This window comes from Pseudomonas sp. D1-36, from assembly GCF_051132205.1.
Classification (GTDB): Bacteria; Pseudomonadota; Gammaproteobacteria; order Pseudomonadales; family Pseudomonadaceae; genus Aquipseudomonas.
Genome location: NZ_CP071674.1, coordinates 1,346,650 through 1,361,401 on the forward strand (window position 1 = coordinate 1,346,650; position 14,752 = coordinate 1,361,401).

The 14,752-nt window shown below is 59.9% G+C and carries 16 protein-coding genes and 1 tRNA gene; 11 read left to right on the plus strand and 6 right to left on the minus strand.

Translation table 11 applies throughout. The features are described from left to right. The first annotated feature begins 100 nt into the window (after positions 1–100). From ybgC to J3P76_RS06000, 10 genes are all read left to right on the plus strand, one after another. Positions 101–568 carry a tol-pal system-associated acyl-CoA thioesterase gene (gene ybgC / locus J3P76_RS05955; RefSeq protein WP_030140799.1) on the plus strand — a complete coding sequence of 156 codons (468 nt, stop codon included), beginning with the start codon at positions 101–103 and terminating at the stop codon, positions 566–568. After that, positions 558–1,253, plus strand: coding sequence for a protein TolQ (tolQ, locus tag J3P76_RS05960; protein ID WP_030140798.1), 696 nt, complete (start codon positions 558–560; stop codon positions 1,251–1,253). The genes ybgC and tolQ overlap by 11 nt, the downstream gene beginning before the upstream one ends. Before the next feature lie 23 nt (positions 1,254–1,276). Further along, positions 1,277–1,729, plus strand: a complete 453-nt coding sequence (gene tolR / locus J3P76_RS05965; RefSeq protein ID WP_162254906.1) for a protein TolR — start codon at positions 1,277–1,279, stop codon at positions 1,727–1,729. Next, positions 1,729–2,808 (plus strand): cell envelope integrity protein TolA, encoded by a 1,080-nt coding sequence (gene tolA, locus J3P76_RS05970; RefSeq protein ID WP_045156747.1) that lies wholly within the window; start codon positions 1,729–1,731, stop codon positions 2,806–2,808. The genes tolR and tolA overlap by 1 nt, the downstream gene beginning before the upstream one ends. Beyond that, positions 2,805–4,106, plus strand: coding sequence for a Tol-Pal system beta propeller repeat protein TolB (gene tolB / locus J3P76_RS05975; protein ID WP_039591701.1), 1,302 nt, complete (start codon positions 2,805–2,807; stop codon positions 4,104–4,106). Before tolA ends, tolB begins: the two co-directional genes overlap by 4 nt. 52 nt (positions 4,107–4,158) lie before the next feature. Further along, complete coding sequence (gene pal / locus J3P76_RS05980) at positions 4,159–4,656, plus strand: peptidoglycan-associated lipoprotein Pal (protein ID WP_042121796.1); 498 nt, start codon at positions 4,159–4,161, stop codon at positions 4,654–4,656. Between the two features lie 6 nt (positions 4,657–4,662). Next, complete coding sequence (gene ybgF / locus J3P76_RS05985) at positions 4,663–5,496, plus strand: tol-pal system protein YbgF (protein WP_420765254.1); 834 nt, start codon at positions 4,663–4,665, stop codon at positions 5,494–5,496. Between the two features lie 166 nt (positions 5,497–5,662). Further along, a complete protein-coding gene (queE, locus tag J3P76_RS05990; protein WP_420765253.1) occupies positions 5,663–6,310 on the plus strand; it encodes a 7-carboxy-7-deazaguanine synthase QueE in 648 nt (215 codons plus the stop codon). Between the two features lies 1 nt (position 6,311). Continuing rightward, on the plus strand, positions 6,312–7,004 hold the full coding sequence (gene queC / locus J3P76_RS05995; protein WP_420765252.1) for a 7-cyano-7-deazaguanine synthase QueC: 693 nt from the start codon (positions 6,312–6,314) through the stop codon (positions 7,002–7,004). A 63-nt stretch (positions 7,005–7,067) separates the two neighbouring features. Beyond that, positions 7,068–7,143: transfer RNA gene (locus J3P76_RS06000), tRNA-Lys, on the plus strand. A gap of 91 nt (positions 7,144–7,234) precedes the next feature. On the opposite strand, the gene J3P76_RS06005 is transcribed toward J3P76_RS06000, so the two are convergent. Further along, the gene (locus J3P76_RS06005) at positions 7,235–8,170 is read right to left on the minus strand and encodes a LysR family transcriptional regulator (protein WP_434701668.1); all 936 of its coding nucleotides are present in this window, start codon (positions 8,168–8,170) and stop codon (positions 7,235–7,237) included. A gap of 117 nt (positions 8,171–8,287) precedes the next feature. Next, on the minus strand, positions 8,288–9,475 hold the full coding sequence (locus J3P76_RS06010) for a cyanate transporter (RefSeq protein WP_434560323.1): 1,188 nt from the start codon (positions 9,473–9,475) through the stop codon (positions 8,288–8,290). Between the two features lie 306 nt (positions 9,476–9,781). Between J3P76_RS06010 and nadA the strand changes: the two genes are divergently transcribed. Then, positions 9,782–10,840, plus strand: a complete 1,059-nt coding sequence (gene nadA, locus J3P76_RS06015; RefSeq protein WP_434607436.1) for a quinolinate synthase NadA — start codon at positions 9,782–9,784, stop codon at positions 10,838–10,840. Between the two features lie 181 nt (positions 10,841–11,021). On the opposite strand, the gene J3P76_RS06020 is transcribed toward nadA, so the two are convergent. The 4 genes from J3P76_RS06020 to J3P76_RS06035 form a co-directional block, all read right to left on the minus strand. Further along, the gene (locus J3P76_RS06020; protein ID WP_434701669.1) at positions 11,022–11,510 is read right to left on the minus strand and encodes an RDD family protein; all 489 of its coding nucleotides are present in this window, start codon (positions 11,508–11,510) and stop codon (positions 11,022–11,024) included. A 92-nt stretch (positions 11,511–11,602) separates the two neighbouring features. Next, a complete protein-coding gene (locus J3P76_RS06025) occupies positions 11,603–11,815 on the minus strand; it encodes a cold-shock protein (RefSeq protein WP_003365337.1) in 213 nt (70 codons plus the stop codon). A gap of 393 nt (positions 11,816–12,208) precedes the next feature. Beyond that, positions 12,209–13,333: a glycine cleavage system aminomethyltransferase GcvT gene (gene gcvT / locus J3P76_RS06030; protein ID WP_434701670.1), complete on the minus strand. Its 1,125-nt coding sequence runs from the start codon at positions 13,331–13,333 to the stop codon at positions 12,209–12,211. Positions 13,334–13,364: 31 nt separating this feature from the next. Next, positions 13,365–14,741: an L-serine ammonia-lyase gene (locus tag J3P76_RS06035; protein ID WP_434701671.1), complete on the minus strand. Its 1,377-nt coding sequence runs from the start codon at positions 14,739–14,741 to the stop codon at positions 13,365–13,367. Positions 14,742–14,752 lie beyond the last annotated feature (11 nt).

Here is a 14,752-nt window from a genome sequence, read left to right on the forward strand (position 1 = left end):
GTTCGTGCTGTCCCAGACCACGCCTGGAGCGTCAATGCGTTCGAGAATGAAAAAACAGTTGCCTGGCCGGATTGGCAACCTGAGGAGTAAGCACTAGAGTATGCGCGCGCAAAACGGGCTGGAGTCGTTCGCACATCGCTGTCGCGTTTATTACGAGGACACCGATGCCGGCGGCATCGTTTACTACGTCAATTACCTCAAGTTTATGGAACGGGCTCGAACCGAACGGCTGCGGGAACTGGGTTTCGCCCAATCCGCGCTGGCAGGGGAGGACCTGTTATTCGTCGTGCATTCCAGCGAAGCGCGCTACCACGCGCCGGCGCGACTGGACGACGAGCTTGTGGTGACTGCCGATGTCATCGAATTGAACCGCGTCAGCCTGCGCTTCAAGCAGCAGGTCAGGCGCGCTGCGGATAATGTGCTGCTCTGCGAAGGGCAGTTTTTGGTGGCCTGTGTGCGCACCCATAGTTTGAAACCCCGGGCCATTCCCGAAGCTCTACGCGCGGCCTTTGCCGGCGTGAGCGGCGCGGGTACACACTCAGAGCAGGAGATAAAGCGTGGAAGCTAACGTCGTCGACCATTCCTCCATGTGGAGCCTGGTCAGCAATGCCAGCGTCGTGGTGCAACTGGTAATGCTGACCCTGGTAGCCGCATCGGTGACCTCATGGATCATGATTTTTCAGCGCAGCAACATGCTGCGCGCCGGTCGCCGTGCCTTGGAGAGCTTCGAAGAGCGCTTCTGGTCCGGTATCGACCTGTCCAAGCTGTACCGCCAGGCCGGCAGCAACCCGGACCCGGATTCGGGCGTCGAGCAGATCTTCCGCGCCGGCTTCAAGGAGTTCTCCCGTCTGCGCCAGCAACCGGGCGTCGACCCTGAAGCGGTGATGGAAGGCGTGGCCCGTGCGATGCGCGTGGCCATCTCCCGCGAAGAAGAAAAGCTCGAACAAGGTTTGCCGTTCCTGGCGACCGTCGGTTCGGTCAGCCCGTACATCGGCCTGTTCGGTACCGTCTGGGGGATCATGAACTCCTTCCGTGGCCTGGCATCCGCCCAGCAAGCGACCCTGGCCACCGTGGCCCCGGGCATCGCCGAGGCACTGATCGCCACCGCCATCGGCCTGTTCGCGGCGATCCCGGCCGTTATCGCCTACAACCGTTTCGCTGCCCGCAGCGAAACGCTGACCAGCCGCTACTACACCTTCGCCGATGAATTCCAGGCGATCCTGCACCGCAAAGTGCACACCAGCGAAGAATAAGCAGGTATTTCCCGATGGCTTTAATCGCTCGAGCCCGAAACAAGCGCAAGCCGGTTGCCGAGATGAACGTAGTGCCCTACATCGACGTGATGCTGGTGCTGCTGGTCATCTTCATGGTGACCGCGCCCATGCTCAATCAGGGCGTGAAGGTCGATCTGCCCAAGGTTTCCAGCGAAGCCTTGCCGCAGGACAACAACACCCAGGTACTGACCATTTCGATCAAGGCTGACAAGACCTACTACTGGAATCTTGGCAGTGAAGTGGACACCGAGAAGCAGCAGGACCGGGCCATGACCTTGCCGCAGATGACCGACGCGGTGACCAAGATCATCAATGCCGGCAACAGCAATGGCAAGCGTACGCAGGTCTTCATTCGTGGCGACAAGACCGTCGACTACGGCGCCGTGATGGGCGCCATGGGCGGCCTGCAGAAAGCCGGGGTCGGTAATGTTGGCTTGATCACCGAGGCCCCCTGATGCAGCAACAGCGAGAGCCGTCCGCCTCGGAAAGCTACTTCTGGCCCAGTGTTCTGGCAATCGGCCTGCATGTGCTGGTGTTCGGCATGCTGTTTGTCAGCTTTGCCATGACCCCGGAGCTGCCGCCGGCCAAGCCGATCGTGCAGGCGACCCTGTACCAGCTCAAGTCCAAAAGCCAGGCCACCACGCAGACCAACCAGAAGCTTGCCGGCGAGGCGAAGAAATCCGCTGCGCGCCAGACCGAAGTCGAGCAGATGGAGCAGAAAAAGGTCGAGCAGGAAGCCGTAAGGGCAGCGGAACAAAAGAAAGAGGAAGCTGCTCAAAAGGCCGAAGAAGCGAAAAAGGCCGATGAGGCAAAAAAAGCGGACGAGGCTAAAAAGGCAGACGAAGCCAAGAAAGCCGATGACGCGAAGAAAGCCGCCGAGGCCAAGAAGGCAGAAGAGAAACAATTGGCTGATATAGCCAAGAAGAAGGCCGAAGAAGAAGCCAAGAAAGCCGCTGAAGAAGAGGCCAAGAAAGCGGCCGCTGAAGAAGCGAAGAAAAAGATTGTCGAGGACGCGAAGAAAAAAGCGGCCGAGGACGCCAAGAAGAAAGCTGAAGCTGAAGAGGCGAAGAAGAAAGTCGCCGAAGACGCGAAGAAGAAAGCCGCCGCCGACGCCGCCAAGAAAAAGGCCCAGGACGCAGCGCGTAAATCCGCCGAAGAGAAAAAGGCCCAGGCCCTGGCAGATTTGCTTTCCGACACGCCGGAACGCGAGCAGGCGTTGGCCGACGAGCAGGGCGATGAAGTCGCCGGTAGCTTCGACGATCTGATTCGCGCCCGGGCGGCGGAAGGCTGGGCTCGTCCGCCTTCGGCGCGCAAAGGCATGACAGTTGTATTGCAAATCGGCATGTTGCCCGACGGTACGGTTACCTCGGTCAGCGTAGCCAAGTCCAGTGGCGATGGTCCGTTCGACGCTTCGGCGGTCGCGGCGGTCAAGAACATTGGGCGGTTGACGGAAATGCAAGGGATGAAGCCGAGCGATTTTGCTCCGTATCGTTCGTTCAAGATGACATTCACACCTGAGGATCTAGCCTTGTGAGAAACCTTCTTCGATCAATGCTCGTCGTTATCTGCTGCTTGGCAGGGATAGCGGTAGCAGAGGAAAAGAACATCCTGGTCACCAGCGGCAGCGACCGGGCGACGCCGATCGCCGTCGTTCCGTTCGGTTGGCAGGGCGGCAGTGTCTTGCCGGATGACATGGCTGAGATCATCGGCAACGACCTGCGTAACTCCGGTTACTACGCGCCGATTCCGAAGCAGAACATGATCAGCCTGCCGACCCAGGCCAGCGAAGTCATCTACCGTGACTGGAAGGCGCTGGGCGCCCAGTACATCATGGTCGGCAGCATCGTTCCGGCGGGCGGTCGCCTGCAGGTGCAGTACGCCTTGTTCAACGTCGCCACCGAGCAGCAAGTGCTGACCGGCAGCGTATCGGGCAGTGTCGACCAACTGCGCGACATGGCCCACTACATCTCCGACCAGTCGTTCGAAAAACTCACCGGCATCAAGGGCGCGTTCTCTACCCGCATGCTTTACGTGACGGCCGAGCGCTTCTCCGAGAACAACACCCGCTACACCCTGCAACGCTCCGACTATGACGGCGCGCGCGCGGTGACCTTGCTGCAATCGCGCGAGCCGATCCTGTCGCCGCGTTTTGCCCCCGATGGCAAGCGCATCGCCTACGTATCGTTCGAGCAGAAGCGTCCGCGTATCTTCGTGCAACACATCGACACCGGTCGCCGTGAGCAGATCACCAACTTCGAAGGCCTGAACGGCGCGCCAGCCTGGTCGCCGGACGGTTCGCGCCTGGCGTTCGTACTGTCCAAGGACGGCAACCCGGACGTCTACGTGATGAACCTGGCTTCGCGCTCGATCTCGCGCGTGACCAATGGCCCTGGCATCAACACCGAACCGTTCTGGGGCAAGGATGGTTCGACCATCTACTTCACCTCCGACCGCGGTGGCAAGCCACAGATCTACAAGACCAGCGCCGGTGGCGGTGGTGCCGAGCGCGTGACTTTCGTCGGCAACTACAACGCCAACCCTAAATTGTCGGCGGACGAAAAGACTCTGGTGATGATCCATCGCCAGGACGGTTTCACCAATTTCAAGGTGGCGGCCCAGGATTTGCAGCGCGGTAGCGTAAAAATCCTAACTGATAGCACTCTGGACGAGTCACCTACTGTTGCGCCCAACGGCACCATGGTAATCTACGCCACCCGCCAGCAGGGCCGGGGAGTCTTGATGCTCGTGTCCATTAATGGACGCGTGAGGCTCCCGCTTCCTACCGCTCAAGGCGAAGTCAGAGAACCGTCCTGGTCCCCTTACCTGAACTGACGCGGCGCAATACGTTTTACTTAACACACTGGGGTTCATTAGGAGTTTCACGATGGAAATGCTGAAGTTTGGTAAATTTGCTGCGCTGGCTCTGGCCATGGCTGTAGCTGTAGGTTGCTCGTCCAAAGGCGGCGACAACGCCGGTGAAGGCGCTGTTGATCCAAACGCTGGTTACGGCGCTAACACTGGTGCAGTTGACGGCTCCCTGAGCGAAGAAGCTGCTCTGCGCGCAATCACCACCTTCTACTTCGAATACGACAGCTCGGACCTGAAGCCAGAAGCCATGCGCGCTCTGGACGTTCACGCCAAAGACCTGAAAGGTAACGGCGCTCGCGTTGTTCTGGAAGGCAACACCGACGAACGTGGTACTCGTGAGTACAACATGGCACTGGGCGAGCGTCGTGCGAAAGCCGTTCAACGCTACCTGGTTCTGCAAGGTGTTTCCCCAGCTCAGCTGGAACTGGTTTCCTACGGCGAAGAGCGTCCAGTTGCTACCGGCAACGACGAGCAGTCCTGGGCTCAAAACCGTCGCGTCGAACTGCGTAAGTAATTCGTCATGCGAACGTGCCGTCGTGCTGTAACTGTCCTGGCTCTCAGCCTCGCGCCGCTTGCGGCGTGGGCTGCGGTTCCTGTGGTCGATAACGACTCCGGCTATAACAATAGCGGGAGCAGCTATCCGCCTGCGGGTTACGGTACGAACGGCGCCTATGCCGGGGGAGGGGTTTCGGCCCCTGTCTCGGCACAGGGCGAGCTGTTCAACCAACTGCAGCAAATGCAGGATCAACTGTCACGCCAACAAGGCGCGATTGAAGTTCTGCAAAATGAAGTGTCGCGCATGAAGCAGGAAAGCCTGGAGCGATACCAGGATCTTGATCGGCGCATAGGAACCGGCGTTGCACCTGCCGCGACTCCTGAGAATTCTCCAGCCGGTGGCGACTTGAACGCCCCCGGTGCAGCCGCAGGCGCTGGGGCTAGCGCTCCAGCAGCACCTGCAGCCGGTGGCGAACCGGCGGACCCGGCGAAGGAAAAGCTCTATTACGATGCTGCCTTCGACCTGATCAAGGCCAAGGATTTCGACAAGGCCAGCCAGGCCTTTACCGCTTTCCTGCGCAAATACCCCAACAGTCAATATTCGGGTAACGCCCAATACTGGCTGGGCGAAGTGAACCTGGCCAAGGGCGACCTGCAAGGCGCCGGCCAGGCGTTCGCCAAGGTTTCGCAGCTGTATCCCAAGCACGCCAAGGTGCCGGATTCGCTGTACAAGCTCGCTGACGTAGAACGCCGCCTCGGTCACACCGACAAGGTCAAGGGCATTCTGCAGCAGGTGGTGGCCCAGTATCCGGGGACTTCCGCCGCCCAGTTGGCCCAGCGTGATCTGCAACGCATGTAAGGCTGTTTGACCTGCTTTGAAGAAACCCGCGCCTGTCGCGGGTTTTTTCGTTAGAATTCACGCCCTTTTTATGAAACACGCTTCCTGGGATCTACGCGTTGGCGGGGTTCCTCGAAGTGCCTGACGGAGGCGGACAGCCTGTTTAGCTGTTACGCCCGTGGCGACTATGCAAGACACATTGAGAATTACCGAAGTTTTTTACTCTTTGCAGGGTGAAACGCGAACGGCCGGGCTGCCCACTGTTTTTGTGCGCCTCACCGGCTGCCCGTTGCGTTGCCAGTACTGCGACAGCGCCTATGCCTTCAGCGGCGGCACAATGCGAACCCTCGACGATCTTCTCGAACAAGTGGCCGGCTTCCGTCCGCGCTATGTTTGCGTCACTGGGGGCGAGCCATTGGCGCAGCCCAATGCCATCCCTTTGCTCAAGCAGCTGTGCGACGCCGGCTATGAGGTCTCCCTGGAAACAAGCGGTGCGCTGGATATCTCGGCGGTCGATCCCCGCGTCAGTCGCGTCGTGGACCTCAAGACGCCTGGTTCCAAGGAAGCCCATCGCAACCGCTACGAGAACATTGAACTGTTGACCCGCAACGACCAGGTCAAGTTTGTCATCTGCTCCCGGGAAGACTATGACTGGGCGGTGTCCAAGCTGATCCAGCATGGACTCGACCAGCGAGCCGGCGAGGTGTTGTTTTCGCCAAGTCATCACGACCTCAATGCGCGGGATCTGGCGGATTGGGTGGTGGCGGACAATTTGCCGGTGCGCCTGCAATTGCAGTTGCATAAATATCTTTGGAACGACGAGCCGGGGCGCTGACATGACTGAACATTCAACCACTGCTGAAAAACGCGCGGTCATCCTGCTGTCGGGCGGCCTGGACTCGGCAACCGTCGTGGCCATGGCTCGTGCCGAAGGTTATCGCTGCTACACCATGAGTTTCGATTACGGCCAGCGCCACCGTGCAGAATTGCAGGCCGCTGAACGGGTCGCCCGGGATCTGGGCGTGGTCGAGCACAAAGTCATCGGCCTGAACCTCAACGGCATTGGCGGTTCGGCCCTGACCGACAGCGCCATCGACGTTCCCGAAGCGCCGAGCGAAGGTATCCCGGTGACGTACGTGCCGGCGCGCAACACCGTGTTTCTGTCCCTCGCGCTGGGCTGGGCCGAGGTGCTGGAGGCGCGGGATATTTTCATCGGCGTCAATGCGGTGGACTATTCCGGTTATCCGGATTGTCGACCGGAGTTCGTCGAGGCGTTCGAGCGCATGGCCAACCTGGCGACGAAGGCCGGTGTAGAGGGACAGGGTTTCCGCATCCTGGCGCCGCTGCAAAACCTCAGCAAGGCCGAAATCGTCAAGGCGGGCGTGAGCCTTGGCGTCGACTATGGGCTTACCGTTTCGTGCTATCAGGCCGACGATCAAGGGCGCGCTTGCGGCAAGTGCGACAGCTGCCGGCTGCGTGCCGAAGGCTTCGCTGCGGCGGGTGTGAGCGATCCAACACCTTATTTTTGATTTTTTTGAAATTAGGTGTTGAATAGTCCTTAAAAATCAGTATTATACGCGCCACCACACAGAGGGTCGTTAGCTCAGTTGGTAGAGCAGTTGGCTTTTAACCAATTGGTCGTAGGTTCGAATCCCACACGACCCACCATTTTCTGTAGTTTTAAAAGTCTGGAAGGCCCACGAAAGTGAGGATTTCCGGATTTTTTTTTGCCCGCGAAAAAGTCGGATCGATGCCGTGGTCAGCGCTGGCCGACCTCGGCGCAAACGTCCATGACCTGCTGGCGCAACCAGGTGTTCCGGTTGTCCTGGCTCGCTTTTTCGCTCCACATCATCTCAAGCGTAAAGCCCGGCAGCCCTGGTGGCGGCTGGCGCTCGCCGAATCGTTGGTCGTCGCAAAGCAATGCCTGGATGCGTTTGGGCAGGGTCAGGATATAGTCGGTTCCAGTGACCAGGGCCAAGGCTGTCACGTAGCTATTGGCGCGCGCGACGATCTGTCGCCTGGAGCCCTGGCGAGCGAGCCAGCCATCGATCATGTTGGTGTCGGATGTCCAAGGGGTCGGAAATACATGCTGCCCCGCGACAAATGCGTCGAGGCTGAACGCTTGCCCAGGGCCGGGGAAATGTTTATCCACCACGCACACCAGCTCATCCGTCAGCAGTACCCGTGATTGCAGACCCTTGGCATCGCCATGGAAATGCGGGCCGAAACCCACTGCAAGATCGAAGCGATCGTCCCTCAGCGCGTCGACCGGAATATCGCGCCGGAACTTCGTGGTGTTGATCACCACCGGAACACGGTTGCCGATGAAGCGCTTGACCAGCTTCGGAAGGATCAGGAGTTCGAAGTATTCCGGCGCGCAGAGGTTGAATGTGATCTCTTCCTGACGTGGATCGAATGGCTGGATGCCGGAGTGGCATTGGTTGATCGTGTTGAGCACCCCCAGCACCTGGCCATACATGACGATGGCCTTCCGAGTGGGGCTCATGCCTGCGCGTGTCACGGTGAACAGTTCGTCTTCGAAGCTGGTGCGCAGTTTTTTCAGACAATAGCTGACGGTCGACTGGCTGACACACAGGGCTTCGGAAACCAGGGTGACGCTGCGCTGTTCGAACACGGCGACGAACACCATCAGGTCTTGCATATCCAGCTTTCGAAGCAGGTTACTAATGAGCATCAGCTAATCTCGGCGCCATCCTTGCGTAACATCCTGTTCCCACGAAGGCCTCCTTTATACAGGAGCCTTGGCCGTTTATCTTTCGGCAGGGTAGATGTTTTGCTAGGACAGCGACGACTAGCCAATATGCCGCGCGTATTGCCTGGGGTTGAAGCGCAACACCATCAGGATCATCAGCCCCATCACCACCGCAAGCGACCACCACGCCCATTCGAAACTGCCCGATTGGTCACGGATCACTCCGGCAATCAATGGCGACAGGCCGGCGATCAGGTAACCGATGCCTTGCACGAATGCCGTCAACGCGCCGGCCCGGCGCGGGTCGTCCAGGTGGTCGAGGGAGACGATCAGGCTCATCGGGAACAGACCGCCGATACCGAGCCCCAGCAAGCATGGCCACAGCAGGCTGAAGCGATCCGGGCTGAGGATCAAGCCGCAGAAGCCAGCCATGATCAATGTCAGCAGTACCGTCAGTATCGGGCGTTTGTCTTGGCTGCGGTTGGCGATTGCCGGGGTGACCAGGCCGGACAACACTTCCATCGCTGTGAGGAACCCCAAGACCAGGCCGGCCTGCTGTTCGCTCCAGCCTTTTTCCAGGTAATACGGCGCCAGCCAGGCCAGTACGCACGTATAGGACGCGGTGCCCAGGCCGAAGAACAGGGCCAGCAGCCAAGCCCGGCGGTTGGCAAAGAACGAGCCCTGTTGTCGTCCCGGTGCTCTGGGTAATGGCATGACGACCGAGCGTTGAGCGTGCCAGCAGCCCAGCGCGACCAGCACCAGCAATGCCCAGATCGCCAGGCCGATGCGCCAGCTGCCCGTCTGCGCCAGGACGAACGGGGAAAATGACGCCGCGATGGCCGCGCCACCCATGATCGACGTGACGTACAGCCCCATGAACAACGAGACGTTATCGCCAAGCCGCGACTTGATCAGGGCTGGCAGCACCGCCTGGATCAGGGCGATGCCGATGCCGGCCAAAACGGCGCTGATGATCAGCGCTTCGGCGCTATCCAGGTACAGGCGCGAGACCGTGGCAAGGCCGATGACTACCAGCGACAGGACGATGGTGCGGTGTTCGCCAATGCGCAGGGCGACTCGCAGGCCCAGGAACATTGCCAAGCCCATGGCCATGACCGGCAACATCGTCAGCAACGATGCCATGCTGAACGTCAGGGGCACTTCGCCCCGAATGGCGGATAGCAAAGGCCCGACCGCCGCCATCGAAGGGCGCAGATTCAGCGCCACGCATACGATGCTGGTCATCAGCCAGAATACGCGGGTACTTGAGGCTTGAACGTTTTCCATGACAAGGCCTTGGCGGGGAAGAAAGCGCCATTTAGGCCCGGCCGCGTTGGGCTCGGCAAACTGAAAACTGGCTGGGGGAATTGAATAATTAAATACGTCACGCTCAGAACCACAGGCGCAGGCGCAAAGTCGTCTGCCGGGGCACAGGTCAGAATGATCTTTTGCAACGGCGGGATATTCTGTAGCCTTGCCGGCTTCACGCTGTCCCGTGCCTGATGACACTCACTTTCCCAGCGGTACCCGAGTGGTCCGGAGCCGGGTGTATACTCGACTTTCGCGCTAAACGCGCCTATAGGTCTTGCGAACATGACGCAGATTTCCGAACGCCTTCTGGTCCAGGCTCACCTCGATGCCAAGCAGCCCAAGCCGCTGTCCGCCGAGCAAGAGGCCTGGTACCGCGCCGCCATTGCCGCCGAGCTCAAGGCTCAGGACGCGGTGCTGGTTGCGCATTTCTACTGTGACCCGGTTATTCAGGCCCTGGCCGAGGAGACTGGGGGCTGTGTCTCCGACTCCCTGGAAATGGCCCGCTTTGGCAACGCCCATCCGGCCAAGACCGTGGTGGTGGCCGGGGTCAAATTCATGGGCGAGACCGCCAAGATCCTCAACCCAGAAAAACGCGTGCTGATGCCGACTCTGGAAGCCACTTGCTCCCTCGATCTGGGTTGCCCGGTGGATGAATTCTCGGCGTTCTGCGACCAGCATCCGGAGCGCACCGTGGTGGTGTATGCCAACACTTCGGCGGCCGTGAAGGCCCGTGCGGACTGGGTGGTGACGTCCAGCTGTGCCCTGGAAATCGTCGAGAGCCTGATGGACAACGGCGAGACGATCATCTGGGGTCCGGACAAGCACTTGGGCACTTACATCCAGCGCAAGACCGGCGCCGACATGTTGCTCTGGGACGGCGCCTGCATCGTCCACGAAGAGTTCAAGTCCAAGCAGTTGGAAGATATGAAGGCGCTGTACCCGGACGCCGCCATCCTGGTGCACCCGGAGTCACCGACGTCGGTGATCGAACTGGCGGATGCCGTGGGTTCCACCAGCCAGTTGATTGCCGCCGCCCAGACTTTGCCGAACAAGACGCTGATCGTCGCCACCGACCGCGGCATTTTCTACAAAATGCAGCAGCTGTGCCCGGACAAGGTCTTCATCGAAGCCCCTACCGCCGGCAACGGCGCGGCATGCCGCAGTTGCGCGCACTGCCCATGGATGGCGATGAACACGCTGGAGCGCACGCTTCAGGCGCTCAAGGAAGGCAGCAACGAAATATTCGTCGACCCGGCATTGATCCCCCAGGCGATTCGCCCGCTCAAGCGCATGCTGGACTTCACCCAGGCGGCGCGAATGAAGTTGGCGGGTAATGCCTGACGCTGAACAGATTTGAGGCCTGCCGGGCTTTTTGTGGCGAGGGAGCTTGCTCCCGCTGGGCTGCGAAGCAGCCCCAAACGAGACACTGCGGGGTTATTCAGTCATACCGCATTGGCTGGATTACGACTGCTGCGCAGCCGAGCGGGAGCAAGCTCCCTCGCCACGGGGTTGTAGTGAGTTCCTACTTGGTCTTCTTGGGAATCCGCACCAACTGCGTATCCGAATAGATGTCATGCCAGCCCCGCTTGCGCTTGTCGAAAAGCGCCCAGATGAAGCCCAGCCCCACCAGCAGCAATGACGCAATCGACACCACGAATCGCAACAACGCCTGCCACAAGCTAATGGCGGTGCCATCGGTGTTCTGCACGCGGATGCACCAGACCTGCATGCCCAGGGTCTGGCCGTTGTGGGTCCAGAACTTGGCGAAGAAGCCGAACAGCACGAACAGCAACACCGTGGACAGCAGCGGATCGCCATCCAGCGCGCCGGCGTCGGTAAGGGCACGCATCTTTTCTTCGCCGATGATCATCATCTGGATCATCTTGTACACGCCACCGGTGACGATCAGCAGCGCCGTGCACAGCAAAAAATCATAGAACATCGCGGCCAGGCGACGACCCAGGCCGGCGGGAGGGAAGTCACCCTGTGGGGTGAGCACGTGTTTGGACATGACGGCCTCGAACCAAAAAGAAGCCATTTTACGGATTTACGCCCATAAAAAAGCCCCTGATATCAATCAGGGGCTTTTTAGTTTGCGAAAGCTTAGCCTTCGGCTTGAACCTCGTCAGCCTGCATGCCTTTCTGGCCTTGCACGGCAACGAAAGTGACTTTCTGGCCTTCTTTCAGGCTCTTGAAGCCGTTGCCCTGGATGGCGCGGAAGTGCACGAACAGATCCGGACCGCTTTCAGGAGTGATGAAACCAAAACCTTTTTCGTCGTTGAACCACTTGACGGTACCGCTCTGACGTTCAGCCATTTTCTTATTTCCTTGACGCTAAATTAATGACAGCCTCTTTCCAGACGAAAGAGTACTGGGGCTGGGTTGCAGGAAAGTAAGATGACGTCGAACGGGTTGTAGCTAACTTCTTAGGCTACTGCCCAGGTCACGATCCAAGCGACCCATGCAAACACAGTGACGAAACTCTACGCCAACTTCCAAGGAAAAAACAACCCCCCTGAAGGCCCCGGATTTGCTCAGCTTGCTGGCGTTTTAGATGTTTTGCGGGAGGGGGCTTATTCAAAAGGCTAGTCCGATAGTTCCGTAGCGTTATAAGCCCGGTTGAATATCACTACATGCACCTTTTTATGGCGGTTGCGTTACACATTAGTGCACGTATAACGAAACCGCGTTACTTATAGAAACAACCAATCAACCACGGTAGTAGCGCTGCGGAACGAATGGCATTTTGCTTACAAGCAAAGGCACTTTTTTCCCACGCACAATGGCCCAGACCGGCGTGTCCAAGGCGACGAAGGCGCTGTCCAGATAACCCATCGCCAATGGACCGCCCAATGTCGGCCCGAACCCGCCGCTGCAAACCGTGCCGATGATCTCGCCGGCTTCGTTGACGATCTCCGCGCCTTCACGCACCGGTGTGCGTTCTTGGGGCAGCAGGCCGACACGTTTGCGCTTCACGCCTTGCTGTTGCTGGGCAAAAACAGTTTCCGCTCCGGGGAAGCCCCCGGCGCGCGCGCCATCGGCGCGGCGGACCTTGGAAATCGCCCACAGCAGGCTGGCTTCAATGGGTGTGGTTTCGGTGTTCATATCGTGGCCGTAGAGGCACAGGCCCGCTTCCAGGCGCAGGGAATCACGGGCGCCAAGGCCGATGGCGGCGACTTCCGGTTCGGCCAGCAGGGCGCGGGCGAGTTTCTCCGCATCGGCGGCTGGCACGGAAATCTCGAAACCGTCTTCACCGGTGTAGCCCGAACGGCTGACAAAGCAATCCACGCCCAGCAGAGTGACGCGCTGGAATTGCATGAAGGTCATCTTCGCCACTTCCGGCGCCAGACGCGCGAGCACGGTCACGGCCGCTGGGCCTTGCAGCGCGAGCAGGGCGCGGGCTTCGAACAGCGGCTCGATGCTGCACTGACCGCCGATGTTCGCTTGCAGGTGGGCCAGGTCCTGATCCTTGCACGCCGCGTTGACCACCAAAAACAGCTCATCATTGCCCAGGTTGGCGACCATCAAATCGTCGAGGATGCCGCCGTTGTCGTTGGTGAACATGGCGTAGCGCTGCATGCCCACGGGCAAGTCGATGATGTCCACCGGCACCAGCGTCTCCAGTGCCTTGGCCGCACCCGCGCCGGTCAGGCGGATCTGGCCCATGTGGGACACATCGAACAGCCCGGCCTGAACCCGGGTGTGCTGGTGTTCTTTCATCACGCCCAAGGGGTATTGCACCGGCATGTCGTAGCCGGCGAATGGCACCATGCGGGCGCCGAGTTCGAGGTGCAGCGCGTGCAGCGGGGTTTTCAACAGTTGTTCGGTGGACATATCAGCTCCTGGAAAATGAAAGGGGCACGCATCAGCATTCGATGATGTTGACCGCCAGACCGCCGCGGGCGGTCTCCTTGTATTTGCTTTTCATGTCGGCGCCGGTCTGGCGCATGGTGCGGATGACTTTGTCGAGGGAGACGAAGTGATGACCATCGCCGCGCATGGCCATGCGCACCGCATTGATGGCCTTTACCGAGCCCATGGCATTGCGTTCGATGCAGGGCACCTGGACGAGGCCACCGATGGGGTCGCAGGTGAGCCCGAGGTTGTGTTCCATGCCGATTTCGGCGGCGTTTTCCACTTGTTGCACGGTACCGCCCAGCACTTCGCAAAGCGCACCGGCGGCCATGGAGCAGGCCACGCCAACTTCACCCTGGCAGCCGACTTCAGCACCGGAGATGGAGGCGTTTTCCTTATAGAGGATGCCGATGGCGGCGGCGGTCAGCAGGAATCGCACCACGCCATCTTCGTTGGCCCCGGGAATGAAGCGCATGTAGTAGTGGAGCACGGCCGGAATGATGCCCGCCGCACCGTTGGTGGGCGCGGTGACGACACGGCCGCCGAAGGCGTTTTCTTCGTTGACGGCCAAGGCATACAGGTTGACCCAGTCCAGCACGGACAGCGGATCGCGCAAGGCCGCTTCAGGGTTCTTGCACAACTGGCGATACAACGCCGCAGCCCGGCGCTTGACCTTGAGGCCGCCCGGCAAGATCCCCTCGTTGCGACAGCCCGCCGCCACACAATCCTGCATGACCTGCCAGATCTTCAGCAGGCCGGCGCGGGTCTCGGCTTCGGGGCGCCAGGCGCTTTCGTTGGTCAGCATGACCTGGCTGATGGACAGACCGTAGGTGCTGCAGTGGGCCAGCAGATCTTTTGCGCTCTTGAACGGGAAGGTCAGGGGCGTGGCATCTTCGACGATACGGTCGGCGCCGGCGGCGTCTTCATCCACGACGAAGCCGCCGCCCACCGAGTAGTACTCGCGGCTGCGCACTTGCAGGCCGGCGGCGTCGAAGGCGCGGAAGATCATGCCGTTGGGGTGGTAGGCCAACGGTTTGCGGATCATCGCCAGGTGCAGTTTTTCATTGAATTCGATGGTGTGTTCGCCGAGCAGGTTCAGGCGACCGCTGCTGCGGATCTCCTGGAGCCGGGCGGTCACTGTTTCGGTGTCCACGGTGTCCGGGTGCTCGCCTTCCAGTCCCAGCAGCACGGCCTTGTCACTGCCGTGGCCCTTGCCGGTGGCACCGAGCGAGCCGTACAGCTCGACTTTGACGCTGGCAGTGGTATTGAGCAACTCATCACGACGCAACCCTTCGACGAAACGGGCCGCGGCACGCATCGGACCGACCGTGTGGGAGCTGGAAGGACCGATGCCGATCTTGAACAGGTCGAACACGCTTAACGACATGGTGTTTCTCC

Coding starts and splice junctions, on each gene's coding strand:
- ybgC (WP_030140799.1), top strand. CDS start 101: ATGCGCGCGCAAAACGGGCTGGAGTCGTTCGCACATCGCTGTCGCGTT.
- tolA (WP_045156747.1), top strand. CDS start 1,729: ATGCAGCAACAGCGAGAGCCGTCCGCCTCGGAAAGCTACTTCTGGCCC.
- pal (WP_042121796.1), top strand. CDS start 4,159: ATGGAAATGCTGAAGTTTGGTAAATTTGCTGCGCTGGCTCTGGCCATG.
- ybgF (WP_420765254.1), top strand. CDS start 4,663: ATGCGAACGTGCCGTCGTGCTGTAACTGTCCTGGCTCTCAGCCTCGCG.
- queE (WP_420765253.1), top strand. CDS start 5,663: ATGCAAGACACATTGAGAATTACCGAAGTTTTTTACTCTTTGCAGGGT.
- queC (WP_420765252.1), top strand. CDS start 6,312: ATGACTGAACATTCAACCACTGCTGAAAAACGCGCGGTCATCCTGCTG.
- J3P76_RS06005 (WP_434701668.1), bottom strand. CDS start 8,170: ATGCTCATTAGTAACCTGCTTCGAAAGCTGGATATGCAAGACCTGATG.
- J3P76_RS06010 (WP_434560323.1), bottom strand. CDS start 9,475: ATGGAAAACGTTCAAGCCTCAAGTACCCGCGTATTCTGGCTGATGACC.
- nadA (WP_434607436.1), top strand. CDS start 9,782: ATGACGCAGATTTCCGAACGCCTTCTGGTCCAGGCTCACCTCGATGCC.
- J3P76_RS06020 (WP_434701669.1), bottom strand. CDS start 11,510: ATGTCCAAACACGTGCTCACCCCACAGGGTGACTTCCCTCCCGCCGGC.
- J3P76_RS06025 (WP_003365337.1), bottom strand. CDS start 11,815: ATGGCTGAACGTCAGAGCGGTACCGTCAAGTGGTTCAACGACGAAAAA.
- gcvT (WP_434701670.1), bottom strand. CDS start 13,333: ATGTCCACCGAACAACTGTTGAAAACCCCGCTGCACGCGCTGCACCTC.
- J3P76_RS06035 (WP_434701671.1), bottom strand. CDS start 14,741: ATGTCGTTAAGCGTGTTCGACCTGTTCAAGATCGGCATCGGTCCTTCC.